Source organism: Thalassospira lohafexi (assembly GCF_002844275.1).
GTDB classification, from domain to species: Bacteria; Pseudomonadota; Alphaproteobacteria; order Rhodospirillales; family Thalassospiraceae; genus Thalassospira; species Thalassospira lohafexi.
Window position 1 is genome coordinate 690219 of record NZ_NXGX01000001.1, and the last position, 25393, is coordinate 715611.

The window sequence follows — 25393 nt, forward strand, 5'->3', positions numbered from 1 at the left end:
CGCTCTCTCTGGCTTGGGGTACATTAAGAGATACGTTCCATGATTGTGATCAGTTCACCAAAACTTTGCGTCAGGGCATTTTTGTTCCATCCGGCAAATCCAAGCACCAGCCCCTGCGGCAGATTAGGGCGATTTTCGGCCGATTTATCGTGGAAATAAGACGACAGCGCGCGGCAATCAAGCCCGGCCTTGACCATCTTTTCCTGCAAAACCATGTCGTCATGCCCGGCGATAAGTTTTGTGCAGAAATGCAATCCACCGTCTGAGGGCATGATAGAAAGTGCGCCTGACGCACGATCCGCAATCAGGTTTTGCAGATGTGTACGCCGTTCGCCGTACCGCAGGCGCATCTTGCGCACATGGCTGCAAAAATGGCCGTCGGCGAAAAACGCGGCAAGGGCGGCTTGCGCGGTTGGGGCGGGGACCCCGTCGGCAAAGCCGCGCATCCCGCGAAAGGCCGGGATCAAGGTGCGCGGCAAAACAAGATAGCCAAGCCGGATACCGGGAAACATGACCCGTGAAAACGTGCCGACATAAATCACCCGGTTGTGGGTATCAAGCCCCTGTAAGGATGACAGCGGTGGCCCGTCATAACGGTATTCGCTGTCGTAATCGTCTTCGACAATCCAGGCATCATTGGCCTCCGCCCATTGCAACATGGCCAGACGCCGCGCAAGCGAAAGGGTCGTTCCCAATGGGTAATTGCGCGATGGGGTTGTGACCACGATCCGTGCCGGGGATGATGTGTTTGAAAGCAGATCAACGCACAGCCCTTCGTGATCGACGGGGATGGCCTGAACATCGGCACCGCTGGCGGCAAGAACACCGCGAATGCCTTCATATCCCGGGTCTTCGGTGGCGATGACATCACCGGGATCGACGAGTGCACGGGCAATCAGATCAAGCGCCTGCTGTGCGCCAGATACAATCATCACCTGATCGGCATCGCAATTGACCCCGCGCGACTGGCGCAGCCATTTTGCGATTTCATGGCGCAATTGCGAAAGGCCAAGCGGATCATCGGGGATCGTCAGATCAATATCGGGCGACCGCCATGCACGGCGTAATAGCCGCGCCCAAAGGTCAAAGGGAAAGCCATCCAGATCGGGGGTGGCGGGGTTAAACGGGCGGGCGACCCGGAACCGTGGGAAGCGTCGCTGATATTCGAGCATGCGCGCGACACTTTGGCTGAGCCGCAAGGGGCGTTCTTTGGTCTTGGATGCATTTCGTTGATCGCCGGTTTGATGCGTTGCCGCCATATCGCGGTCGGGCAGGGTGCTGGCAACGAAGCTTCCGGCTCCGACACGGGTTTCGAGGTAGCCCTCGGACGTCAGCAGGTCAAAACTGGTGACCACGGTATTGCGCGATATGCCAAGTGTTCTGGCCAGATCTCGGCTAGCCGGAAGCCGTTCGCCCGGATGGAGCCGCCCATCGAGAATGGCGGCCCGTATGCCGTGATAAAGCCGCCGATAGGCGATGGGTTCTGCCCGGTCGCCGGTTTGGTCGGTGTGGCTGGGATATATCCAGCTGTAATCGCTGCGCATGCTGATCGGCCTGACGGTTTAAATTGGTTCTATGTATTTTATTATAATGGACCTTTTGAAAAGTCCAATAATCGCGATGATCAGGCGAAACACCCCGCGTGCCATCACCGACGAACAAAAGAGAACCCCATGTCTGACGTACTTGATTTGCCTGACCAATATGATGTTCACCCCGTAACCAAAATTGTGCGTGGTCCCAAGCGTGCATCCTATGACCGTAAGCTTGTTCACGGGATCATTGATGACGCCTTGATTTGCCATGTCGGAACGGTGGTCAATGGGCGTCCCACCATGATCCCGACCGCCCATTGGCGGGTGGGGGAACGGATTTATATCCATGGGGCGTCGAAAAACCGCATTCTGGGCGCGATTGCCGAGGGGGCGGAGGCCTGCCTGTGCATCACCCACCTTGATGGGCTGGTGATGGCGCGTTCGGCATTCCATCATTCAGCCAATTATCGTTCGGTCGTGATTTACGGCAAGGGTGAGGTTGTATCTGATGACGCAGGCAAGATGGAACATTCCCGCCTGTTTATGGAAAAGCTTGAACCGGGACGGTGGGACACCATCCGTGAACCCAACAAGCAGGAGCTTAAAGCCACCATGTTCCTCGGCTTTGACCTGAACGAAGTTTCCGCCAAAGTCCGGGCCGGTGATCCGGTCGATGATGACGAAGATTATAGCTTGCCGGTGTGGGCCGGGGTTCTGCCGTGTCAGAACGTCTGGGGCACGCCGATTGACGATGCCAAGATTGATCCCGGCTTTGTCGGTAAAGGCAAAAAACCGGAATAGGATTTCTCGCTGAAACGAAAACCGGCTGGCAGAGGGAACTCTGTCAGCCGGTTTTCTGTATCGTGATGCTTGATTGTGAGACGGATTAATCGACCATCGCCGCCGCAATTTTTGCGCCAAGGCGGGCATTGTTACGCACAAGGGCGATGTTGGCTTCAAGGCTTTTGCCATCGGTCAGTTCGGTCACGCGTTTAAGCAGGAACGGGGTAACATCGCGCCCCTGAATGCCTTTTTCGGTGGCCTCGACCAGTGCACTTTCAATCGCACCTTCGATGGCTTCGCGTGCGAGTGCCTTATCAGCCTCGGGCGGGTTGCCAATCACGGCCCCGCCTTCAAGACCAAATTCCCATTTCGATGTCAGGAAGGCCGCCAGTTCTTCGGGCGTATCAAGACGCAGCGGCGCTTTTTGACCGCTTTGCACCGAATAGAACGCCGGGAACTCATCGGTGCCATAGGCAATCACTGGCACACCCAGCGTTTCAAGGTGTTCAAGCGTTTTGGGGATATCAAGGATCGCCTTGGCCCCGGCACAGACAACCGCAACACTGGTTTTACCAAGCTCGGTCAAATCAGCCGATACATCGTAATTCCCGGCAAGATCACGGTGAACCCCACCAATGCCACCCGTGGCAAACACCCGGATGCCGGCCTTTTCGGCCAAAATCATGGTGGCGGAAACCGTGGTCGCACCGTCAAGTTTCTTGGCAAGGCAATAGGGAATGTCGCGGCGCGACAGTTTCAGGATGTCCGTGCCCTTGGCGAAATATTCCAGCTCACTGGCGGTAAGACCGATTTTGCAGCGACCACCAATCACGGCGATGGTGGCGGGAACCGCACCATTATCACGCACATCCTGTTCAACAGCGTGCGCCGTTTCAAGGTTCTGCGGGTAGGGCATGCCATGGGAAATAATGGTCGATTCAAGGGCGACAACCGGCTTGCCAGCGGCAAATGCTTCGGCGACTTCGGGGGCGATATCGATATAATTCAACATAAAGTGGCTCATGTTTGAGTTAAAGTTTTAAAGGTCAGAATTAAACAGATCATCCTTCGAAATCCAGCCCAAAGCATTGCATGTCTGCAATGTTTCATATTGATCAATGCCACATCTGAAACGCACTTGTGCCAGTCAACGGATTGTAACGGTTGTGGCAGACGCGTATCTTGTTGAAACCACCAACCTTTTCGGGACCATTCTTTATGCATTCCAAACCAGTTCTGACCCGTGGGCTTCTCGCCTTTATGGCGGTCGGAAGCGGCCTCTCGGTTGCCAGCCTTTATTATGTGCAGCCCTTGCTGGAACTGCTTGCACGTGAATATGGCCTAAGCGACACCAAGGCCGGGCTTTTGGTTACAGTCGCGCAATTGGGTTATCTCGCCGGGTTGATTGTGGTGGTGCCGTTGGGCGATCATCATGAACGGCGCAAGTTATTGACCATCACCTCGGCCTTAACGGCCTTGGGTTTGTTGGCGATGGGGTTGTCGCATTCGTTTTTGATGCTGGTCGCATTTAGCATCATGGTCGGCATAAGCTGTGTCACCGCCCAAATCCTTGTGCCGTTGGCGGCCCATCTTGCCAGTGATGATAAGCGCGGATCGGCGGTGGGCACGGTGATGAGTGGCTTGTTGCTGGGTATTCTTTTGGCGCGTACCTTTTCGGGGGTGATGGCCGAACTTGCCGGATGGCGGTCGGTTTTTATCGTCGCGGCGGTCCTGATGGCGGGCTATTCGGTGGCCTGTTACAAAATCTTGCCCCATCTGGTTCCAACCTCAAACACCAGTTACCGGACACTTTACGCCTCCATCCTGCATCTGTTTCGCGATGAGCCGGTGCTGCGCCGTCGCAGCCTGATTGGCGGGCTGCAATATGCGGTGTTTGGCATTTTCTGGACGGCGATGGCCTTTATGCTTGCCCGTCAATATGACATGTCCGAAGCCATGATCGGGATGTTTGGCCTTATCGGGGCCATTGGTATTTTGGCGGCCCGCATTGCCGGCAGGCTGGCGGATCGGGGTTGGGCAAGGCTGAGCACCGGCGGATTTTTAATGGTAACGGTGTCAAGCTGGGGGCTGCTGTATTGGGGGCAATGGTCGCTGGTTGCCTTTGGCGTCGGTGTCGTGTTGCTCGACCTTGGTATTCAAGGTGCGCATATCTCCAACCAAAGCGAGATTTACCGTCTTAATCCCGAAGCCAGAAGCCGCCTGACGACGGGCTATATGGCCAGTTACTTCCTCGGCGGTGCATGTGGTTCGGCCAGTGCAGCCGTTTCGTACGGGATGGGCGGGTGGCCCGCTATCGTGGCCCTTGGATCAAGTGTGTCGATCCTTTGTGTCGTGATCTGGGCTGTCACGGAATTGCGCTTCCCGGTGAAGCGCATGCGTCAGTAATCCTGATTGTTTCGGGCATAGCCCTCAAAGCAAAACGGCCGCCCCATCGGGACGGCCGTTTGCATCAAAAACCTAAGATTTTGCTTAGTTCTTTTCTTTGTCGACCAGCTGGTTGGCAGCAATCCACGGCATCATAGCGCGCAGTTTGGTGCCAACTTCTTCGATCGGATGTTCGGCATTCAGGCGGCGTGTTGCTTTGAACATCGGCTCACCGCAATGCATTTCCTGAACGAAGTCACGTACGAATTTACCTTCCTGAATGTCAGCAAGGACTTCTTTCATGCGGTCTTTGACCGATGCGTCGATCACGCGCGGGCCGGTGACATAGTCGCCGTATTCTGCGGTGTTCGAGATTGAGTAACGCATGTTGGCCATACCGCCTTCATACATCAGGTCAACAATCAGTTTCACTTCGTGCAGGCACTCGAAATATGCCATTTCCGGTGCGTAGCCAGCTTCGGTCAGGGTTTCAAAACCGTATTTGATCAGCTGGGTCAGGCCGCCACAGAGAACAGCCTGTTCGCCGAACAGATCGGTTTCGCACTCTTCACGGAAGGTGGTTTCGATCACGCCCGAACGGCCGCCACCGATTGCAGATGCATAAGACAGTGCGACTTCAAGTGCATTGCCCGATGCGTTCTGTTCAACAGCAACAAGGCAAGGAACCCCGCCGCCACGTGCATATTCAGAACGAACCGTGTGGCCCGGGCCTTTTGGTGCGATCATCATAACGTCAAGATCAGCGCGCGGCTCGATCAGGCCGAAATGCACGTTCAGACCGTGTGCGAACAGAAGGGCGGCACCCTGTTTGAGGTTGTCGCGCAGTTCTTTGGCATAGATCGCTGCCTGATGCTCATCAGGGGTCAGCATCATGACAACATCTGCCCAAGCAGCTGCTTCGGCCGGGGTCATGGTTTTCAGACCGGCTTTTTCAGCCTTTTTACGCGAAGAGGAACCTTCACGCAGGCCAACGGCCACTTCTGCAACACCGGAATCATGAAGGTTCAGCGCATGGGCGTGACCCTGCGAACCGTAACCGATGATGGCAACTTTTTTGGTTTTGATCAGATTAACATCTGCATCGCGGTCGTAATAAACACGCATCTTTCGATACCTCTGGACGTTGGACCACGCTTATTTTTATCTGCGTGGTGGGATGGATCAAATTTGTTTAGGGGCAAAACCCCCAATGCCTTGCCCGATGCGGATCACCGGGCAGGGCAAACTCACATCGTCAGTGTGCCGCGCGAAATTGCCGCGACACCCGTACGCGAAATTTCCGAAAGCCCCAGCGGTTCCATCAATTTGATGAAAGCGTCAATCTTTTCGGGGCTGCCGATGATTTCATAAACGAAGGAACTGTTGGTCGCATCGACTGCGCGTGCCTTGAAGATATCGGCAATACGCAGGGATTCGACGCGTTTCTCACCCGTTGCAATCACCTTGATCAGGGCCAGTTCACGTTCAACACTTGGTCCCGACAGGGTCAGATCATTGACCTTGTGAACCGGGACAAGACGCGAAAGCTGTGCCTTGATCTGTTCGATGACCATCGGGGTGCCCGATGTGACAACGGTGATACGCGATTCATGTGTATGCGCATCGACCTCGGCCACGGTCAGGCTTTCGATGTTATAGCCACGGCCCGAAAACAGCCCGATGACACGGGCCAGGACGCCTGCTTCGTTATCCACCAGAACAGAAATGGTGTGCTTCGAAATTTCGGTTTCTTTCACGGTTTCGCTCCGCTAGGGCGCGGTGGGGGGCAATATGTTGCCGCCCGCACCGGCTTTTTCATTATGGTTTTGATGATGTCGTCTCACGCTTTTATTGGGTGCGGATCAGACCAGAACCATTCCTTCGTCGGAATCAATGGCTTCGTTGCCGTTGGTTTCCTGCCCAAGCAGCATTTCATTGTGCGGCTTGCCCGACGGGATCATCGGATAGCAGTTTTCCTTATCATCGACAGCAACATCCAGAATAACCGGACCATCAATTTCGAGCATCTTGGCAATGGCATCATCAAGATCAGCCGGATTTTCGCACTTCATGCCGGTAAAGCCGAAGGCCTCGGACAATTTGACGAAGTCGGGCAGGGTTTCGCTATAACTTTCGGAATAGCGCGACCCGTGCAGAAGCTGCTGCCACTGGCGGACCATGCCCATGTAACGGTTGTTCAGGATCACGGTTTTGATCGGCAGACGATACTGCGTCATCGTCGCGCATTCCTGAATGTTCATCATGATCGACGCATCACCGGTAAAGCAGACAACCGTTGCATCCGGGTGGGCAACCTGAACGCCAAGGGCGGCAGGCATGCCGTATCCCATGGTGCCAAGACCACCGGACGTCATCCATTCATACGGGTGTTCAAACCCGAAATGCTGGGCGGCCCACATCTGGTGCTGCCCCACATCGGTGGTGATATAGGTTTTGCGATCACGGGTCAGGGCATGCACACGGCGAATAACGTGCTGTGGCTTGATCACGTCTTTGGGCTGCTTGTAGGACAGGCAGTGTTTTTCACGCCAGCCTTCAATCTCTTTCCACCAGCCATCAAGCGCCTGTGCGTCGAGCTTGTATTGCTTGGCTTTCCAGATTTTGATCATGTCTTCAAGAACGTGACCGATGTCGCCAACAATGCCGATATCGACCGGAACGTTTTTGTTGATCGAACTTGGATCAATATCAATCTGGACTTTCTGTGATCCCGGCGCAAAGAAATCAAGGTTGCCGGTTACACGGTCATCAAAACGTGCACCAACGGCAAACATGACATCGCAATCATGCATCGCCATGTTGGCTTCGTAGGTTCCGTGCATGCCCAGCATGCCAAGGTGCTGCTTGTCAGACGCCGGATAGGCACCAAGACCCATCAGGGTCAGCGTGATCGGAATGCCGGTGGTGCGGGTGAATTCCGCCAGAAGCTTACAGGCTTGTTCGCCCGAATTGATCACACCGCCGCCGCAATACAGGATCGGTTTTTTGGCCGATGCCAGCATTTCAAGGGCTTGTTCGATCTGACCACGGTCGCCTTTGACCACCGGGTTATAGGTCCGGTGCTGAACCTGTGACGGTTCAAGGTACGGCGCCTTGCCAACCAGAATATCCTTGGGAAGGTCAATCACAACCGGCCCCGGACGCCCGGAAGACGCAACGTGGAAGGCTTCATGCATGGTGCGGGCAAGACGTTCCGGATCTTTCACCAGATAGTTATGCTTGGTGCACGGGCGGGTAATGCCGGTGGTGTCGGCTTCCTGAAACGCATCATTGCCGATCAAATGGGTCGGCACCTGACCGGTCAGGCAGACAACTGGAATCGAGTCCATCAACGCATCGGTAAGGCCCGTTACGGCATTGGTTGCCCCCGGTCCGCTGGTTACAAGCACAACGCCGACCTTACCGGTCGAGCGGGCGTAACCTTCAGCAGCGTGGACAGCAGCCTGTTCATGGCGCACGAGAACGTGACGAATTCGGTTCTGTTTAAATATCTCGTCATATAGCGGTAGGACAGCGCCGCCGGGATAGCCGAACACGACTTCCACACCCTGATCTGCAAGGGCCTGCAACACTACTTCCGAACCGTTCAAAATACGTTCTGCCATGATTTTCGAGCCTCTTTACTTAGCGACAACAACGTGTCGCGTGATAACCGCGTGGTTGAAACATGATCCAATTATCCTCGAATTGGAGTTGAAAAATCCGCCGAAACGGCGGTTTTCCGCCATTCCGGCGGTGGAAGCGCCAACCTATCGCCTCACTTTGGCGTGGTCAACAGAAATTGGTTAATATCATGACGCAATTTGTCCGCCAAACTTTCCGAATATTGCGTGTCGATGATTTCCTTGTCGGTCATCTGATGGCGAAACCAGGTTAATTGCCGTTTGGCATAGCGTCTGGTTTCGCGTTGCGACAGGTCGCGCGCGGTCTCAAGATCGGTGGTGCCCGATAAGTATGAGGAAAGCTCTCTGACGCCGACAGCCTTCATTACAGGCGCTGTTGGCGGCAAATTCAAGGCGATCAGATCACGAACTTCGTCAAGTGCGCCTTGCGCGATCATCAGATCAAAACGCCGATTGCAGCGGTCATACAGAATGTCGCGCGGCGGCATGTAACAAAGCTTCTTGAAAAACATGTTTTCGGGCGGCGTCAGTACGGGCTCGTTGTGCCAACTGGCCAATCCACGTCCGGTATGGGCAAAAACTTCGGCGGCGCGAATCATCCTTTGGGTGTTGTTGCCATCAAGCTTCGCGGCGGTTTCCGGGTCATCGCGTTTGAGTTTGTCAAAGAACGCGACGTGGCCCATTTCGGCCAGTTCGGCGGTAACGGTCTCGCGAATCCGCATCGGAACATCCGGGATCGGCGCAATCCCGGCGGTCAGCGCATTTAAATACATGCCAGTACCCCCGGTAATGATCGGAAGTTTGCCCTTGGCGTGACACTCGGCAATTTCGGCCATTGCCATTTCACGCCATTTCCCGGCTGAGCAGGCCTCGGCCCCGGAAAGAACCCCATACAAACGATGCGGCGCACGGGCAAGTTCGCCATCGTCGGGCCGCGCACTGAGCACACGCAGTTCTTTATAGACCTGCATGCTGTCGGCATTGATCACCACACCGTCAAAGGTATTGGCCATATCAAGGGCAAGTGCAGACTTGCCGCTGGCAGTGGGGCCGGCAACGATCAGGACGGGCTGGAAGTCGGGTTTATTGGGTGTGGGCATTTTATAAATTCGTCTCTGATCAATTCGGGTGCCATGGATCAAACAGACGCGCGCCTGTTTGATCAAAGTCTTTTACATTGCGCGTCACAATTGTCATGCCATGAACCAGTGCGGTTGCGGCAATCAGGGCGTCACGTTCTGATTTGGGGTCGGGAACATGCAAACTTGCACATTTGCGCGCAATGATGTGGTCAATCGGCAAGATGCGTTCGTGAAATGCTGCCAAAACCTGTTCTTCAAACCAGTCATGCAGCAATTGCGCCTGTTGGGCATCTTTGCGTGCGATTTTCAAAATGCCGGTTTCAATTTCCAGCACACTGATCGCTGACATATACAGGCTAACCGTCGATACCGAGCGTGCCCAGGCAACAACGTTTTCGTCCGCACGGCCCGATACCGCCTTGCGCAGTTCGGATATGACATTGGTATCAAGGATAAACATCAGGACAGGTCAGCCGACTTTATACCGATATGGGTCGGTTGCGGGTCGAAGGCAAAATCGCCAGTGTCAGCAGGCATCGCCAGCAACTCGACAATCGATGGCAGGTTGCCGGTCAGCTTCTGATACTCTTCAATCGATAACAAAACATGCGATGGCTTGCCCCGGTCGGTGATCACAACCGGACCGCTATTGGATGCTTTCTTTGCGCTGCTTGTATCCTGATTGAATTCACGGCTTGATATTGTCGTAATTCCCATATCGCACCTCCTTAAAAATGTAGAAACAATACTACAATCGAAAGGAGTTCAGATCAAGATAATCGACAAAATCAACAAACGCTCTTGTCATGGTTCGATGCAATCCGGATAAAGGCGATATATCGGTTTAATCTCTTTTCCGCCAAGGAGCCTCCATACCATGAAATTGGTACTGACCCTGATTGCTGCCCCGAACTCGAGTGCACTGACAGATGACATCATTGATCGTGCGGCGATTGCGCTGACCGGGGCGGGGGCACTTGTTGGCGGTGTAAGCTGGCTTGCCGGTGGGGAGGCCTGTGACCTTGAGTTCGACGGCATCACCCTTGATGTCGCCGACACCACGCTGGCCGAGGCCGAGCTTGAAGTCGACGCCGTCACCCAAAAGATTGCCACCCGGCGCAAAAAGCTTCTGATTGCTGATATGGACAGTACCATGGTCACGGGTGAAACGTTGGATGAACTGGCTGAGTTTGCCGGGGTCAAGGACCGGGTTGCGGCGATCACCGCGCGCGCGATGAATGGCGAGCTTGATTTTGAAGCCGCCCTTGATGAACGGGTCGGGCTTTTGGATGGCATGTCGACCGATATGTTGGCCGAAGCATGGAAAACGGTTGAATATACCGGCGGGGCCAAGACGCTGGTCGCGACGATGAAGGCCAATGGCGCGTTTGCCGCCCTTGTGTCGGGTGGGTTTGATTTCTTTACCGCAGCGGTTCGCAAGGAGCTTGGCTTTGATTTTGATCAGGCCAATGTTTTGATGACCAGAGACGGTAAATTGACCGGCAAGGTGCAAAAGCCGGTTCTAGACCGTCAGGCCAAGGTTGATGCGCTTGAAAACCTGACCGAAGAACATGGCATGACAGTGGATGATGCGATGGCAGTTGGCGATGGGGCCAATGACCTTCAGATGATTTCGCTCGCCGGAACCGGTGTGGCCTTCCACGCCAAGCCATCGGTGCGCGAACAGGCGCGTATCTGCATCAATCATGGTGATCTGACCGCACTTTTGTATCTGCAAGGGTATCGGAAATCTGAATTCGTTGTTTGATTGACGAAACCCAAGTTAACGAAAAAGGGCGACCTGTGTGAAACAGGCCGCCCTTTTTGATGTCTGAGACGTACCGAACGGTTTATTCGGTGCTGTTCAGCGTCAGGCCAAAGTAACGCGCGCCAGCCGATGTTTCGATCAACATCAGGATGGTGCGTTTTTCATCGTCAACGGCGGACTTAACCGCATCCATGACGTCTTCGACGTTTGACACCGAACTATGCGACGCTTCAATGATGATGTCGCCCGGACGGACACCCTTTTCAGCAGCAAAGCTGTCGCTGCTGACGTCGGTGACGATGACACCCTCGGTACCTTCTGCAAGGTTATAGCGGGTGCGCAGTTCGTCATTAACGTTGGCAATCTTGATGCCAAGGGCGTCAACCGATGCTTCGGCAATTGCCGGGGCTTCGGTTTGGTCGTTGGCCGGTGCATTTGCGGCAACGACGTCTTCTTCAAGTTCGCCAAGCTCGACCTGTACGGTCTGCTTTTTGCCGTCACGCCAGATCACCACATCGACGTCCTTGCCGATTTTGGTTTCTGCAACGATGCGCGGCAAGTTGCGCATGCTTTCGACTTTCTTGCCATCAAAGGTCAGAATGACGTCACCCTGTTTGATGCCAGCTTCTTTGGCCGGACCTTCGTCCGAGACACCGGCAACCATTGCACCAGCACTTTCATCAAGGCCGACCGAGTCTGCGATGTCTTCGGTAACGGTCTGGATGTGAACACCAAGCCACCCGCGACGGGTACGGCCGTATTCTTTAAGCTGGTCGACAACGCTTTGGGCGATTGCCGACGGGATGGCAAAGCCGATACCGACAGAACCACCTGACGGGGAATAGATCGCACTGTTAATGCCGATCACGTCGCCATCAAGGTTAAACAGTGGACCGCCAGAGTTGCCACGGTTGATTGAGGCATCGGTCTGGATGAAGTCATCATACGGACCCTGGTTGATGTTACGGTTACGGGCCGAAACGATCCCGGCCGTCACAGTGCCACCAAGACCAAACGGGTTGCCGATCGCCATGGCCCAATCGCCAATACGCGCATCATCGGAACTGCCCCATTTAACAAATGGCAGGTCTTCTTTTGGCTCGACCTTAAGCAAGGCAACGTCGGTTTTGGGGTCGCGGCCAATCAGTTTGGCGTCAAGCGTGTCACCATCATGAAGGCGAACGCTGATTTCATCGGCGCCATCAATGACGTGATTGTTGGTTACGATATAGCCATCGGCTGAAATGATGAAACCCGAACCAAGGGCTGTGGCACGGCGTTTCTGCGGGCTTGGGCCACCCTGTTCGCCGCCCTGACCGTTGCGATCCATGAAATCGCGGAAAAGGTCTTCAAAAGGCGAGCCGGGAGGAAACTGGAAGTCTGGTCCCTGACGATCAGCAACCATTTGGCTGGTCGCGATGTTCACAACACTGGGCAGAAGGCGTTCAGCCAGATCTGCGAAGCTGTCAGGAGCGGGGCGGGCATTCGCGATTTGCGAAACACTGGTCACGCCAAGAAGAACAATCACCAGTGCTGCGCTTACTTTGCTCCGCACCGGGTTGTAGAATGCCTGTAGCATGTTTTTGATCCTGTTCGTTGCCGCGTTCACGGTATTTGTATGTTGCAGCGCGCGATGGAGCCTCGTAATTCACCCATCGCTTAACTATCCAAATTAAACCCGACTTTGGCAGAATTTGGGCAAGCCTGAGGAAAAAGAAGGAAATATCATCACTTTATTGTGGCGATAACTCCGTACTGCTGCTGTTTTCCAGCCAAAAACCCAGTCTTACAGCCAGGTTCGCACGGCCCAAATTGCCCCAATTGCTGCTATGGCTGCAATCAGTCCGCCTGCACGAAGTTGTGATTCCGGGATTTCCTGAACCATTTCCATCACCCGTTTCATGCCGCCCGGAAACAGCGAATAAAACATGCCTTCTAGCGCAATCGCCAGAAGTATGGCTGTGGCAAGTTCCTTCATGGGTGCGGACGTTCCGGCGGTTTTTTTTATGTCCGTCAGCTATGTTTGCTAACAGATCAAAATTATGAAAACAAAAAGGGCGACCTGACTAATATGCAGGTCGCCCTTGTGTTTTGTCTAGCGGCTTGTTTGCGGCGCCGACTTATTAAAGTATTGGAAAAACTCGCTGTCTGGTGAAAGCACCATGGTCGAGCCGTTCGAAAGCGCGGATTTGTAGGATTCTAGCGAACGATAAAATTCGAAGAATTCCGCGTCTTGGCCATAGGCTTTACCCAGAACGATGTTTCGTTCCGCGTCGCCTTCACCGCTAAGAACCTCAGCCTGACGGCTTGCCTCGGCAAGGATGCCGATGCGTTCACGATCCGCTTCTGCCTGAATTTTCGCCTTGAGCTCTTCACCTTCTGCGCGAAGCTGTGCGGCCTCGGCAATACGGGAAGAACGCATACGGTTATACACCGCCTGGGACGTTTCCTGTGGCAGATCGGTACGACCAATACGCACGTCAATCAGTTCAACACCAAATTCCTTGGCTGGTTCGATCAGACTGGACTGGATCTTTTCCATGATCTGCGCACGGTTGTCCGACAGAAGTGTCACAAGCGGGGCCTGTGCCAATTCACCACGGATCACCGAGTTCAGACGCTGGCCAAACAACTGAACAAAGTTCGTTGTGTTGGTCGCACGTTGACGGAAGGTCAGCGGATCAACGATTTTCCAGCGGGCAAAGCTGTCAACATTGACACGCTTCTGATCCGACAGAAGAACCTGCTGGACCGGCGGGTCAAGCTCCAGAATACGGCGCTCATAATATTCCACGTTCTGGATCGGCAGTTTGAAATGCAGACCCGGTTCGGAAACAGCATGGACCGGATTACCAAACTGAAGAACAAGCGCCTGCTGGTCCTGACGTACGGTAAACACACACATGGAGCCAACTACGGCGGCGATAACGACAACGACGCCTGCGGCAATAAGTTTAGGACTTGCCATTATTTATTGCCTCCTGCATTTGCACGTTTTTCAATTTCCGGCAGCGGAAGATACGGCACAACGCCATTCCCCTGAGATTTCTGATCAATAATGACTTTGTCAGATTTGCTCAGAATTTCCTGCATCGTTTCAAGATACAGGCGGCGCGTGGTGACATCTTGCGCGGTCAGATAGGAATTATAGATCGAGGTAAAGCGTTCTGCTTCACCCTGTGCTTCCTTGGTCACGCGATCCTTATATGCGCGGGCCTGCAGAATGGTTCGTTCTGCTTCACCTTTTGCACGCGGGATGATGTCATTGCGATAGGCCAGTGCTTCGTTCTGGGAACGATCACGGTCCTGACGCGCACGCTGCACATCGTTAAACGCATCAATAACGTCACGCGGCGGATCCACTTTCTGCATTTTTACTTCAGCAATGAAAACGCCCGACTCATAGCCGTCCATAATCGCCTGAAGCAAAACACGTGTCTGTTCTTCAACCCGGACGCGACCGACAGTCAGGGCTTCTTCCAGATTGGTTTTGCCGATGACTTCGCGGATCGCACTTTCTGCTGCAAGCTTGATCGTGTTTTCAGGATCACGGACATTAAACAGATAGGAGCCAGCGTCGCTGATGCGCCACTGAACCACATAGTCAATGTCGATGATGTTCTGATCACCCGTCAGCATCAGGCTTTCTTCCGGAACGTCCCGGGTGCCGCCACTGCCGACAGTACCATTGCCGCGATAACCGATCTCGATCTGGTTGGTCCGTTCGACGTTCGGTTTAATAACCTCGCCAATCGGGGCCGGAAGGAAATAGTTCAGACCCGGACCCGTTGTGCCAACCCATTTGCCGAACATAAGTGTGACACCCTGTTCGCCCGGTTGGACACGGTAAAAGCCGGTCAAAAGCCACAACCCGATGATCGCGATACCAATCAGCACGAAGCCCTTGTATCCGCCACCGCCGGGGAACAGCCGTTTCAGGCGTTCCTGGCTCTTGCGAATCATTTCGTCAAAATCGGGGGGCGTATTTCCACCGCCGCCGCCACCACCCGAAGGACGCTGTCCCCACGGGTTTTGACCGCCGCCATTATTTCCGCCGCTGCCCCAGGGGCCACCGCCCCCTTGTGAATTCCATGGCATCGAGTGTTTTCCTCTTCTTGCCGTTCGGTGTTTATTTTGGTTACCGAGCGCACGCTCCGTCCAACAAACTCCATTGTGCCAAGCCAGCCTTTTGTCCTGCAAGGATAAACCGGCAGGGCGTAGCTCACTACGCGTAAACGGGCTTGGCGCTGCGGGCAACAGACAATCTAAAGATGATCTGGCCCGACGGTCTTGTTTTAACGCTATTTGACTTTACCGCATCGGGTCGGCGATGGTGCCCATCGATTTTCCCGCTCGTATTTAAGTCAAACAGTACGCCAAAAACAAACACACTGAAACTTGTTGGACGGCGCATGCTCTTTCGCCTTATATGACAGCTTGCCTTGCAAAACAACGATACGCGCTTGCAAGTTCTATATGATCCCGGACTTAAGGCACAAATTGGAGACCGCAATATGACCTCGCCCAACCGTGAACAGATTATCGCCGCCCTTAACAGCGTGATCGACCCGGTAGACGGCCAATCAATCGTCGCCAAGGATATGGTGCAAGGTATTGATATAAATGACCAAACAGTCAATATCATGATTGCTGTTGATCCGCAACGCGGACCGTCCCTCGAAGATTTGCGCCAGACTGCTGAGAAGGCGGTGGCTGCTGTGAACGGGGTCACAACGGCCCGTGTGGCCCTGACCGCCGAGCGCGCCAAGGGTGCACCCGATAGCGCGCCAAAGGCACCGGGTGGCCCGTCACGCCCTGCTGGTGCGGCTTCCGGGCAAGCAGGTCAGGTGGGGCAACGTCCTCAGGGTGGCGGCCAAAAGCCGCTTGAACTGCCTGACGTGCGCAGCATCATTACGGTGGCGTCGGGTAAGGGCGGGGTTGGTAAATCGACCACCTCGGTCAATCTGGCGCTGTCGCTGGCGGCCAAGGGGCTTAAGGTCGGTTTGCTGGATGCCGATATCTATGGCCCGAGTCTGCCGCGGATGCTGGGGCTTCGCGATGCCAAACCGAAACCATCTGATATTGATGGCAAAATGACCCCACCATCGGCCTTTGGCATTCGGATCATGTCGATTGGCTTTATGATTGACGAAGAACAACCGGTGATCTGGCGCGGCCCGATGGCGATGGGCGCACTTGAACAGCTTCTGCGCGATACCGATTGGGGCGTTCTCGACGTGATGGTTGTCGATATGCCGCCGGGAACAGGCGATATTCAACTTTCCATGGCGCAGCGTGTGCCTGTTACCGGGGCGGTGATCGTTTCCACCCCGCAGGACATCGCCCTTTTGGATGCTCGCAAAGGGCTTAACATGTTCCGCAAGGTCAATGTGCCGGTGTTTGGCCTGATCGAAAACATGTCCTATTACAAATGCCCGGAGTGCGGCCATATCGACCATGTGTTTGATCACGGTGGTGCGCATAAAGCAGCCGATGAGCTGAATGTGCCGTTCCTTGGCGAAATCCCGCTTGATCTGAAAATTCGTCTGGGGGCGGATGAAGGCAAGCCGATTGTCCATTCAGACCCGGACGGCGAACACACCAAGGCCTATGGCGCGATTGCCGACAAGATTGCAGCGGCAATTGACGAACAGGTTGGTCCCGTGTCCGAGCCCAAGAAAAAAAGCCTGTTCCCGAAGATCAGCTTTAAGTAACGACTGTTCTGCCAAGGTCTTTTGGCAAATCAGAAAACGATCAAACCCCGCCAGTATGCTGGCGGGGTTTTGCTTTTGCGGTTTGGGACTTGGGACTTGGGACTTGGGGCAGAAGGATTTAAGCCGTTGCAAGCTTGCCGGTGCTCGCAAGCATCCGGTATTCCAGCCCAGCCAATAGGCAAACTGCCAATGCCTGCACGATGACAAAGCCAAAGCCGAGTAACGAGGGCGACATGGCGGGCAGCAGCAGGACGGCAATGCTTGCGATGACCCATCCGACATTGCCAATGATAATCAGCCAAACCAGTGCGGGACTTGGTGTTGCCTGACGTCCGGTGACATACATCAGGACGGCACAGGGAAACAAAATCACACCAGCAATCAGAAGAAGGTCGCTCGGCAGGCCAAACCATTCACCCAGAAGGTCTGCGCCAAGGGTTAGCAGGACGCCAAAGGCAAGGCAGGTTGCGGCGTCGAGCACCAATACAGTTTTTAGCAATTTTGCAGAAGAAGCTACAGACATCGTTCTAACCTTTCGGGTTGGTTGTGATGGCTGCAGCATATCGGCGACAGGTAATGGCCGCGATTACCTCGGAGGTAATGTCACGTCGAATTGTTTAATGATAGTCTGTGTCAAATTCATGCAGGGCAAACAATGAACCAGATAAACCGCGACACATTTTCAGGTGTTTTGAAAGCATGGCGCAAACAACGCCGGTTGAGCCAGCTTGACCTTGCAGGTATGGCGCAGATTTCAACGCGGCATCTCAGTTTCCTTGAAACCGGTCGATCAAAGCCCAGCCGGGACATGGTTCTGCATCTTTCCGATTGTCTTGAAATTCCCCTGCGTGAACGTAACAGTTTGCTGGTTGCTGGCGGTTTTGCGCCGATCTATGCCGAACATGATTTTGCCGATGATCAGTCAATGGCGATACGCGCAGCTGTTGATCAAATTCTGTCGGCGCATGAACCTTATCCGGCACTTGCCATGGATCGACACTGGAACATGGTGGCTGCCAACAAGATTGTCCCTTTGATGCTTGGCGGTGTTGATGCTGAGTTACTGCGTCCGCCGGTAAACCTGTTGCGGCTGAGCCTGCATCCCGATGGTCTGGCATCGCGTGTGGTCAATTATATCCAATGGAAGGATCATTTGCTTGATCGTCTGCGCCGCCAGATCGAGGTGACAGCGGATCCCAAGCTGCGTGGTCTGTATGACGAAGCCAGCCATTATCGCATGCCACCGACGGCAAAGGGTGCTGAAAACACGCCACCGGCAGATGCCGGGGCCTTGTCCGGGCTTGTGGTGCCATTGGTGCTGCAAACAGAGATTGGCACATTACGGTTTGTCAGCACGACGACCGTGTTTGGGACACCGGTCGAAGTCACATTGTCAGAATTGGCAATCGAGACGCTATTGCCTGCGGACGCCGCGACGGGACATGCGTTGCGCCAATTGGCATCCGGTCTTTAAAACAAAACCCCACCGGATTGCTCTGGCGGGGTTTTGTGTTTGCAGAAAATGACCGCTGATTAGGTGGCGTCTGCCATGAAGGACGGCATCCAGCCTTCGTTCAGATCGCGCAGGTCGGAAACGCTGACTTTGGCGTCGCCTTCGATGCTGATGGCATCGCCACCGATCTGACCAACGATGACGGCGGCAACATTGGCACTTGCCGCAGCATTCAGAACCTTGTCCGGATCGCTGGTTGCGATCACGTAGCGGCCCTGATCTTCGCCAAACAGCCATGCGGCTTCGCTGCCCTGTTCTGGCAGGCTGACGTCCGCACCGATCTTGCCCGCCATGCACATTTCAGCAACGGTGACCAAAAGGCCGCCATCGGCGATATCGTGGCAGGTTTTGACAGCACCAAGCTCAATCAATTCGCGCACCAGCGTACCGGCACGTTTTTCCGCATTCAGATCAACCGGCGGCGGTGCACCTTCTTCGCGACCTTCGATGGTCTTGAGATACAACGACTGACCCAATTCGCCCGTGGCCGCACCGATCATGACCAGCGCACCTTCACCAGCTTTAAGGCCGATGGTGGCATGATGAGCCAGATCGGAAATCACGCCAACGCCGCCAATGGCGGGGGTTGGCATGATGCCTTCGCCATTGGTTTCGTTGTAAAGCGACACGTTGCCCGACACGACCGGGAATTCCAGCGTGATGCAGGCGTCTGCAATGCCCTTACAGGCGCCGACAAACTGACCCATGATGCGCGGGCGTTCCGGGTTGCCAAAGTTCATATTGTCGGTGATCGCCAGCGGTTTGGCACCGGTCGCGATCAGGTTGCGATATGCTTCGGCAACAGCCTGTTTGCCGCCTTCGACCGGATCGGCCATGACATAACGCGGGGTACAGTCGGTGGTGGCTGCAATGCCCTTATTGGTGCCAGAAACACGCACAACACCGGCATCCCCGCCCGGACGGACAATCGTGTTGCCCATGACCAGATGGTCATACTGTTCCCAGATCCAGCGACGTGAAGCCAAATCAGGCGACGCAATCAGGGTTTTCAGTGCATCGATATGATCGACCTTGCCCGAAAGGCTGGCCGGATCAATGCGGTCCTGTTTTGGCGTCTCTTCCCATGGGCGGTCATATTCTGGGGATGCTTCGGCCAGCGGATCAATCGGAAGATCACCGGCAAGTTCACCATGCCATTTCAGAACCATGCGTTTGGTATCAGTCAGCGTGCCGATCACCGCAAAGTCGAGTTCCCATTTGTCAAAGATCGCCTTGGCGGCCTCTTCGCAACCGGGTTTCAGCACCATCAGCATGCGTTCCTGTGACTCTGACAGCATCAGCTCATAGGGCGTCATGCCTTCTTCGCGCATTGGCACTTTATCAAGCCACAGCTCAACACCAACGCCGCCTTTGGACGCCATCTCGAACGAGGATGACGTCAGGCCAGCAGCCCCCATATCCTGAATGGCAACGATCATGTCGGTTGCCATCAGTTCAAGGCAGGCTTCAAGCAGAAGTTTCTCGGTGAACGGATCGCCAACCTGAACGGTGGGGCGCTTTTCATCGCTGTCATCATCAAACTCGGCCGATGCCATGGTCGCACCATGGATACCGTCACGACCGGTTTTCGACCCGACATAAACAACCGGGTTACCAATACCAGCCGCTGCGGAATAGAAAATATTGTCCGTATCGGCCAGACCCACGGTCATCGCATTGACCAGGATATTGCCGTTATAGGACGCATGGAAGTTGGTTTCGCCACCAATGGTCGGAACGCCCATGCAGTTGCCATACCCGCCGATGCCTTCGACAACGCCGCTAAGCAAGTGGCGTGTTTTCGGATGCTCAGGCGCGCCAAAGCGCAGCGCATTGAGGTTGGCAATCGGACGTGCGCCCATGGTGAAGACATCACGCATGATGCCGCCAACACCGGTTGCCGCCCCCTGATAAGGTTCGATGAACGACGGATGATTGTGGCTTTCCATTTTGAAAATGGCGGCCTGACCATCGCCGATGTCAATCACACCGGCGTTTTCACCCGGACCCTGAATAACCCAGTCGGCCTTGGTCGGCAGCGTTTTCAGCCATTTTTTCGATGATTTGTAGGAGCAATGCTCAGACCACATAACCGAAAAAATACCAAGTTCGTTGATGTTGGGTTCACGGCCCATGATTTCGAGGACGAGTTTGTACTCTTCCTCGTTCAGGCCGTGTTCTTTGACCAGTTCAGGCGTGATCGGTGTGCTGTTGAATTGGTTGGTGCTCACGATACGGCCTCCACCATGCTTTTGAACAGACCGCGACCATCAATCCCGCCATGTAGCGGATCAATGGCGTTTTCCGGATGGGGCATCATGCCAAGAACATTGCCCGCCTCGTTGATGATGCCTGCGATGTTGCGCTGCGACCCATTAAGGTTGGTTTCTGTGTCAACGGCACCATTGGCATCGCAGTAGCGCAGGACAACGCGGCCTTCGCCTTCAAGACGGTTGAGCGTGTCTTCATCGGCAAAATAATTGCCATCATGATGGGCCACCGGATAATCGACCACATCGCCTTTGCCATACTGGTTGGTAAAGCGGGTTGTGGTGTTTTCGATTTTCAGATGCGTGTTTTTGCAAATGAATTTCAGGCTGGCGTTACGCATCAGCGCACCGGGCAGAAGACCTGCTTCTGTCAAAATCTGGAAACCGTTACACACGCCCAGAATGGTCACACCCTGGCTTGCGCGATCGGCAACGGCGCGCATGATCGGCGATTTGGCAGCCATCGCCCCGCAGCGCAGATAGTCACCATAAGAAAAGCCGCCGGGAACCATGATGATGTCGACGTTGGGAAGCTCGGTTTCGCCATGCCAAACCAGGGTCGGCTGGGTGCCGGTCGCCTGTTTTAAGGCTGCGATGGCGTCATTTTCCCGGTTGATGCCGGGAAACAGGATGACAGCGGATTTCATGAAATACCGTCTCTCGATTAGGGTCCGTTACGTAATCTCGAACCGCAAAAGTCTGCCGAAGCAAAACCTTGGCGGGGCGGTTAAGCCAGCTCGATGGTGTAGTCTTCGATCACGGTATTGGCGAGAAGCTTCTCGCACATTTCGGTGACCTCGGCTTTGGCCTTGGCTGTATCCGTACCGTCGATTTCCAGTTCAATGAACTTGCCCTGACGGACGTCATTAACGCCATCAAAACCAAGACCCTGAAGGGCGTGGTGAACGGCTTTGCCTTGCGGATCAAGAACACCGTTCTTCAGGGTGACATGAACACGTGCTTTCACGGGAAGCTCCTTTAACGTTCGCATGCGAAGGCGCATGCGCGATATTGCTTGCAAACAAAACGCTGTCCGATGACATCGATCACCGATCAGCCATAAGAAAAAGGCCGCGCGAACGCGGCCTTGGGATTATTTGTCTTTATTGAGCATTTCTATTTCGGCGGATTCAGGCAGCACACCAAGACGGCGGGCGACTTCCTGATAGGCCTCTTCAACGCCACCCATGTCGCGGCGGAAACGGTCCTTATCCATCTTTTCGTTGGTTTCTGCATCCCAAAGACGGCAGTTGTCCGGGCTAAACTCATCGGCCAGAACCAGATGGGCAAAATCGCCTTCCCAAACACGGCCAAATTCAAGTTTGAAATCAACCAGTTTGATGCCGATACCGCGCATCAGACCACACAGGTAGTCATTGACACGCAGCGTCATACCGACAATTTCCTCAAGCTCTTCGGCACTTGCCCAGCCCAGTGCGAGGATATGTTCGTCAGATACCAGCGGATCGCCAAGATCGTCGTCTTTGTAATAAAATTCGACAATCGGACGCGGCAGACGTTCGCCTTCTTCAAGGCCAAGACGCTTTGCCATCGATCCGGCCACGATGTTGCGCACGACAACTTCGATCGGAACGATTTCACATTTGCGGCACAGCTGTTCGCGCATGTTCAGGCGGCGAATGAAGTGGGTCGGGATGCCGATTTCCGCCAGACGGGTCATGACGAATTCGGTAATCATGTTGTTGAGCACACCCTTGCCTGCAATCGTGCCGCGCTTCTGCGCGTTAAAGGCGGTGGCATCATCCTTGAAATACTGAATGATCGTGCCGGGTTCGGTACCTTCGTAAAGAACCTTGGCTTTGCCCTCATAGATGGGCGTCTTTCTGGACATTGGCGGGATCTTTCACATCTTGGCTTGCGGGGAGTGTCCCCGAGCACCCTGAAAATCGCGCCCCCCATATAGCAGTGCTGGGCGAGAAACTCAATTGTCGCGTAAGGTCTATTTATGCAGACTTGATAATCGTATTTTGCAACCGTCACGCCGAACGGTGCCGCAATGCAATATTTCCATTGTATTACGCCGTTTTTACAAACAGTTGCCGGTTTATAGTGCCACCGGATGAAACGGGGTCTCATCGGGTTGCCCGTTGGAAAATAACCAGACAGGACGACGGGGAAGTTCGTTTTTGTCAGTGGGAATCGCCGGCAGGCCGATCACGGATGAACACAGGGTTTCAAATCCGATATTGCTTCGGACCAGCATCGCATCGGCGCGAATATCGTGATGATCCGGGTCGGCTGGCAGAGTTCCGGTATCCGCCAGAAGCGCCTGCCAGGCAAACCAGTCATCGGCTTCGGGATTGGGGGCCGGGGCGCTGATGAAACGCGGCAGATTGCGTTTTGTCCGGGCACTATTTTCCGTGTCGTTCAGATCGTGGGCGGTGACAATCGACAGACCTTCGGGAATGTCGGTGATTTCAATCTTGCCTTCGCCATGATTGGCAAGCCAGTATGCATCACGGTTATCGGCAATCACCATGTTAAATGGCCGATAGGCGGTGCCATCAAGTTCGGCCAGTGCCTGTGCCGCATCAATTGCATCGGCATGATCAAGTGCTTCAAGCGGCAATTCACCGCGTGATCGTTTGCCATCGGCTGGGCCAAGGGTGCCAAACCGGTTCAGCACGGCGGCAACCACACCGTCTTCGTTGATGCCAAGCCATGTGCCACCGGCTGTTTCATCCAGGCCGGCAATCACATGGGGGCGGTCTTCCCAGTGGCGGGCCGGGGGCTGCCACGGGCGGTTGTTCATTTCGTCGCGATTGGCGCCAATGATGACAGGCCATTCGTGGTCGGGGCGGCGTAAAATAATGACAGTACACATGAGCCAGATCAAAGCGTCATGGGGGCATATTTGTCAAATTCAAAAGTGACCGATGAAGGGATGAAATTACCTCTGTCCGGTCACACCTATCAATCTGGCCTATCAATCTAACCGTAATCTATTTGAACAATCGGACGTCAAACCGGCAGGAGGGAACATCATGAACAATTTTAATGATCGTGAACGGGGCTTTGAGGCCAAATACAGCTTTGATCTGGAACAGGATTTTCGCATCGAAGCCCATCTTTACAAGATGCTGGCGGTGTGGGCTGGCGAACAGATGGGCATGGCCCCGGCCGATTGTGATGCCTATGCCAAGAAAGTCATTGGCGAAGTGATCGCAAACCCCAAAGAAAACAGCATTGTTACTTTTTTGCTGGCGGATTTCGGCCGCAACAACATTGATGTAACCGTTAGCACGCTGCAGGCGAAACTCGAACAATTGCGCCCGATTGCACGTGCGGAAATGCTTGCGGGTTAAACGCAGTCAAAACCCTTGCAAAAATCTTCGTGTTTGCAAACGCCTAAGGGGTCCCGTATTCTCCGACTGGAAACAATAAAAACAACGGGTGCAACTTCTTAGTGTGGTACTCATGGCATCTGGGTGGAGATGTCTACTTGGGAAAGAAGGGCAAGGGTTTTGCGTATCCTATTGGCAGACGATCACGACCTGGTTCGTGAAGCATTATCGTTGCTGTTTCAGCAATATTTCGAAGATTGCGAAGTCGTCGAAGCCGGGGCATTGGATCCGGCGCTTGATCATATTGCGGCAACCAATGATTTCGACCTTGTTCTGCTCGATCTGCGGATGCCGGGCATGAACGGGCTTGAAGGCCTTAAGCGGACACTTCAGAAGGTCACCGAAACCACGGCGGTTGTTTTGCTGTCCGGAGCTTATCGCAGCGAGGATGTCCGCCACGCCATTGAGGCAGGTGCACAGGGGTTTATTCCCAAAACGCTGCGCGGGCAGGCCTTGGCAAATGCCATTCAGCTTGTCCTTGCCGGTGAAAAATACCTGCCATCGTCCATTCTCAATGATATGACCGACGGTATTGTCGGTGGTCCTGATCGCGAAAAGCGTATGGCGGGTGGTTTCGGGGTCGAGGGGGATTTTGCCCGACTTACACCGCGCGAACGCGAAGTACTGGCGTTGCTATCTGAAGGTCGTCCGAACAAGGATATTGCACGCCATCTTGATCTGCGTGAAATCACGGTGAAATATCACCTGAAAAACATCTATCGCAAACTCAACGTTTCGAACCGCGCCCAAGCGGTAAAAACCGCGCTTGAAGATATGGCGCGCTCGGGAACTTTGTAATATACTCGTCAAAGGCAGCTTTGTTTGAGCTTGCGATCCGGCCCGTGTTTTTCACGGGCCGTTTTTTGTTGCCATTGCGGATGTCGTTTCCGGTACGGGCTGCACTCAGCCTTCCTGTTTGCAGGCATAGTCTGCCCGGGCTTTTTCGATGGTATCAAAGTTCGCCTCTGCCCACAGCCAGACCCCGCAAAAGGCTTTGCTGAGGCCCAATCCCAGCTCTGTTAACCGGTATTCCACCTTGGGCGGGACGACGGGATAGACCGTGCGGGTGACAAGACCGTCCCGTTCCAGCGCACGCAAGGTTTGCGTCAGCATCTTCTGGCTGATGCCTTCACATTCGCGGGCCAGTTCACTGAAGCGGCAGCATTTTTTCTCGGTTAGAATTTCGATCAGAAGCATCGTCCATTTATCGGCAACCCGACCAATGATTTCTTCGACCAGCTTGTCGACCGCAGGGTCGGTTGGCGGAATACTGTTGAGTTCGTGCTGTAGCGATCCCTCTGCCATTCCCATACTCTCTTTTAGGTAAGTATAAA

Annotated in this window: 26 protein-coding genes; 7 read left to right on the forward strand and 19 right to left on the reverse strand. The window is 54.3% G+C overall.

The genetic code is table 11. From position 1 onward, the window contains the following. Window positions 1–23 precede the first annotated feature (23 nt). A complete protein-coding gene (gene pdxR / locus COO92_RS03110) occupies window positions 24–1544 on the reverse strand; it encodes a MocR-like pyridoxine biosynthesis transcription factor PdxR (protein WP_101299775.1) in 1521 nt (506 codons plus the stop codon). A gap of 129 nt (window positions 1545–1673) precedes the next feature. On the opposite strand from pdxR, the gene COO92_RS03115 reads away from it, so the two are divergent. Beyond that, window positions 1674–2336, forward strand: coding sequence for a pyridoxamine 5'-phosphate oxidase family protein (locus COO92_RS03115; protein ID WP_101299776.1), 663 nt, complete (start codon window positions 1674–1676; stop codon window positions 2334–2336). Window positions 2337–2421: 85 nt separating this feature from the next. On the opposite strand, the gene COO92_RS03120 is transcribed toward COO92_RS03115, so the two are convergent. Beyond that, the gene (locus COO92_RS03120) at window positions 2422–3330 is read right to left on the reverse strand and encodes a pseudouridine-5'-phosphate glycosidase (RefSeq protein WP_101299778.1); all 909 of its coding nucleotides are present in this window, start codon (window positions 3328–3330) and stop codon (window positions 2422–2424) included. A 206-nt stretch (window positions 3331–3536) separates the two neighbouring features. Here COO92_RS03120 and COO92_RS03125 point away from each other — a divergent pair, with 206 nt between their 5' ends. Further along, the gene (locus tag COO92_RS03125) at window positions 3537–4724 is read left to right on the forward strand and encodes an MFS transporter (protein WP_206186343.1); all 1188 of its coding nucleotides are present in this window, start codon (window positions 3537–3539) and stop codon (window positions 4722–4724) included. Between the two features lie 84 nt (window positions 4725–4808). Here COO92_RS03125 and ilvC read toward each other — a convergent pair whose 3' ends face one another. The 6 genes from ilvC to COO92_RS03155 form a co-directional block, all read right to left on the reverse strand. Continuing rightward, the gene (gene ilvC / locus COO92_RS03130; protein ID WP_101299780.1) at window positions 4809–5828 is read right to left on the reverse strand and encodes a ketol-acid reductoisomerase; all 1020 of its coding nucleotides are present in this window, start codon (window positions 5826–5828) and stop codon (window positions 4809–4811) included. 122 nt (window positions 5829–5950) lie between these two features. Next, a complete protein-coding gene (gene ilvN / locus COO92_RS03135) occupies window positions 5951–6460 on the reverse strand; it encodes an acetolactate synthase small subunit (RefSeq protein ID WP_022733020.1) in 510 nt (169 codons plus the stop codon). A 105-nt stretch (window positions 6461–6565) separates the two neighbouring features. Further along, on the reverse strand, window positions 6566–8329 hold the full coding sequence (locus COO92_RS03140; RefSeq protein ID WP_101299782.1) for an acetolactate synthase 3 large subunit: 1764 nt from the start codon (window positions 8327–8329) through the stop codon (window positions 6566–6568). 152 nt (window positions 8330–8481) lie between these two features. Next, window positions 8482–9447 carry a tRNA (adenosine(37)-N6)-dimethylallyltransferase MiaA gene (miaA, locus tag COO92_RS03145; protein WP_101299784.1) on the reverse strand — a complete coding sequence of 322 codons (966 nt, stop codon included), beginning with the start codon at window positions 9445–9447 and terminating at the stop codon, window positions 8482–8484. A 19-nt stretch (window positions 9448–9466) separates the two neighbouring features. After that, window positions 9467–9889: a type II toxin-antitoxin system VapC family toxin gene (locus COO92_RS03150; protein ID WP_101299786.1), complete on the reverse strand. Its 423-nt coding sequence runs from the start codon at window positions 9887–9889 to the stop codon at window positions 9467–9469. Beyond that, on the reverse strand, window positions 9889–10146 hold the full coding sequence (locus tag COO92_RS03155) for a type II toxin-antitoxin system Phd/YefM family antitoxin (RefSeq protein ID WP_022733024.1): 258 nt from the start codon (window positions 10144–10146) through the stop codon (window positions 9889–9891). Before COO92_RS03155 ends, COO92_RS03150 begins: the two co-directional genes overlap by 1 nt. A 160-nt stretch (window positions 10147–10306) precedes the next feature. On the opposite strand from COO92_RS03155, the gene serB reads away from it, so the two are divergent. Then, a complete protein-coding gene (serB, locus tag COO92_RS03160; RefSeq protein ID WP_101299788.1) occupies window positions 10307–11197 on the forward strand; it encodes a phosphoserine phosphatase SerB in 891 nt (296 codons plus the stop codon). An 82-nt stretch (window positions 11198–11279) separates the two neighbouring features. Here the strand turns inward: serB and COO92_RS03165 are convergent, their stop codons facing one another. The 4 genes from COO92_RS03165 to hflK form a co-directional block, all read right to left on the reverse strand. Further along, a complete protein-coding gene (locus COO92_RS03165; RefSeq protein WP_101299790.1) occupies window positions 11280–12776 on the reverse strand; it encodes a DegQ family serine endoprotease in 1497 nt (498 codons plus the stop codon). Window positions 12777–12983: 207 nt separating this feature from the next. Continuing rightward, window positions 12984–13175, reverse strand: coding sequence for a DUF2065 family protein (locus tag COO92_RS03170; RefSeq protein ID WP_022733027.1), 192 nt, complete (start codon window positions 13173–13175; stop codon window positions 12984–12986). Between the two features lie 117 nt (window positions 13176–13292). Further along, complete coding sequence (gene hflC / locus COO92_RS03175; protein WP_101299792.1) at window positions 13293–14165, reverse strand: protease modulator HflC; 873 nt, start codon at window positions 14163–14165, stop codon at window positions 13293–13295. Then, a complete protein-coding gene (gene hflK / locus COO92_RS03180) occupies window positions 14165–15295 on the reverse strand; it encodes an FtsH protease activity modulator HflK (protein ID WP_101299794.1) in 1131 nt (376 codons plus the stop codon). The genes hflC and hflK overlap by 1 nt, the downstream gene beginning before the upstream one ends. A gap of 416 nt (window positions 15296–15711) precedes the next feature. On the opposite strand from hflK, the gene COO92_RS03185 reads away from it, so the two are divergent. After that, window positions 15712–16911 carry an Mrp/NBP35 family ATP-binding protein gene (locus COO92_RS03185; protein WP_101299796.1) on the forward strand — a complete coding sequence of 400 codons (1200 nt, stop codon included), beginning with the start codon at window positions 15712–15714 and terminating at the stop codon, window positions 16909–16911. Window positions 16912–17029: 118 nt separating this feature from the next. Here COO92_RS03185 and COO92_RS03190 read toward each other — a convergent pair whose 3' ends face one another. Further along, complete coding sequence (locus tag COO92_RS03190; protein WP_133125040.1) at window positions 17030–17434, reverse strand: hypothetical protein; 405 nt, start codon at window positions 17432–17434, stop codon at window positions 17030–17032. 132 nt (window positions 17435–17566) lie between these two features. On the opposite strand from COO92_RS03190, the gene COO92_RS03195 reads away from it, so the two are divergent. Next, window positions 17567–18385, forward strand: a complete 819-nt coding sequence (locus COO92_RS03195) for a helix-turn-helix domain-containing protein (protein WP_101299800.1) — start codon at window positions 17567–17569, stop codon at window positions 18383–18385. A 59-nt stretch (window positions 18386–18444) separates the two neighbouring features. On the opposite strand, the gene purL is transcribed toward COO92_RS03195, so the two are convergent. From purL to COO92_RS03220, 5 genes are all read right to left on the reverse strand, one after another. Then, entirely contained in the window at window positions 18445–20655 is a 2211-nt protein-coding gene (gene purL, locus COO92_RS03200; protein WP_101299802.1) for a phosphoribosylformylglycinamidine synthase subunit PurL, read from the reverse strand. Further along, window positions 20652–21341, reverse strand: coding sequence for a phosphoribosylformylglycinamidine synthase subunit PurQ (purQ, locus tag COO92_RS03205; RefSeq protein WP_101299803.1), 690 nt, complete (start codon window positions 21339–21341; stop codon window positions 20652–20654). Before purQ ends, purL begins: the two co-directional genes overlap by 4 nt. A gap of 80 nt (window positions 21342–21421) precedes the next feature. Further along, window positions 21422–21661 (reverse strand): phosphoribosylformylglycinamidine synthase subunit PurS, encoded by a 240-nt coding sequence (purS, locus tag COO92_RS03210; RefSeq protein ID WP_101300054.1) that lies wholly within the window; start codon window positions 21659–21661, stop codon window positions 21422–21424. A 126-nt stretch (window positions 21662–21787) separates the two neighbouring features. Further along, a complete protein-coding gene (gene purC, locus COO92_RS03215) occupies window positions 21788–22546 on the reverse strand; it encodes a phosphoribosylaminoimidazolesuccinocarboxamide synthase (RefSeq protein ID WP_022733036.1) in 759 nt (252 codons plus the stop codon). A gap of 213 nt (window positions 22547–22759) precedes the next feature. Then, window positions 22760–23539 (reverse strand): NRDE family protein, encoded by a 780-nt coding sequence (locus COO92_RS03220; protein ID WP_101299805.1) that lies wholly within the window; start codon window positions 23537–23539, stop codon window positions 22760–22762. A 160-nt stretch (window positions 23540–23699) separates the two neighbouring features. Here COO92_RS03220 and COO92_RS03225 point away from each other — a divergent pair, with 160 nt between their 5' ends. Then, complete coding sequence (locus COO92_RS03225) at window positions 23700–24020, forward strand: DUF1476 domain-containing protein (RefSeq protein ID WP_022733038.1); 321 nt, start codon at window positions 23700–23702, stop codon at window positions 24018–24020. A gap of 159 nt (window positions 24021–24179) precedes the next feature. Beyond that, entirely contained in the window at window positions 24180–24857 is a 678-nt protein-coding gene (locus tag COO92_RS03230) for a response regulator (protein WP_101299807.1), read from the forward strand. 105 nt (window positions 24858–24962) lie between these two features. On the opposite strand, the gene COO92_RS03235 is transcribed toward COO92_RS03230, so the two are convergent. Further along, the gene (locus COO92_RS03235) at window positions 24963–25364 is read right to left on the reverse strand and encodes a winged helix-turn-helix transcriptional regulator (protein WP_101299809.1); all 402 of its coding nucleotides are present in this window, start codon (window positions 25362–25364) and stop codon (window positions 24963–24965) included. Window positions 25365–25393: the final 29 nt, after the last annotated feature.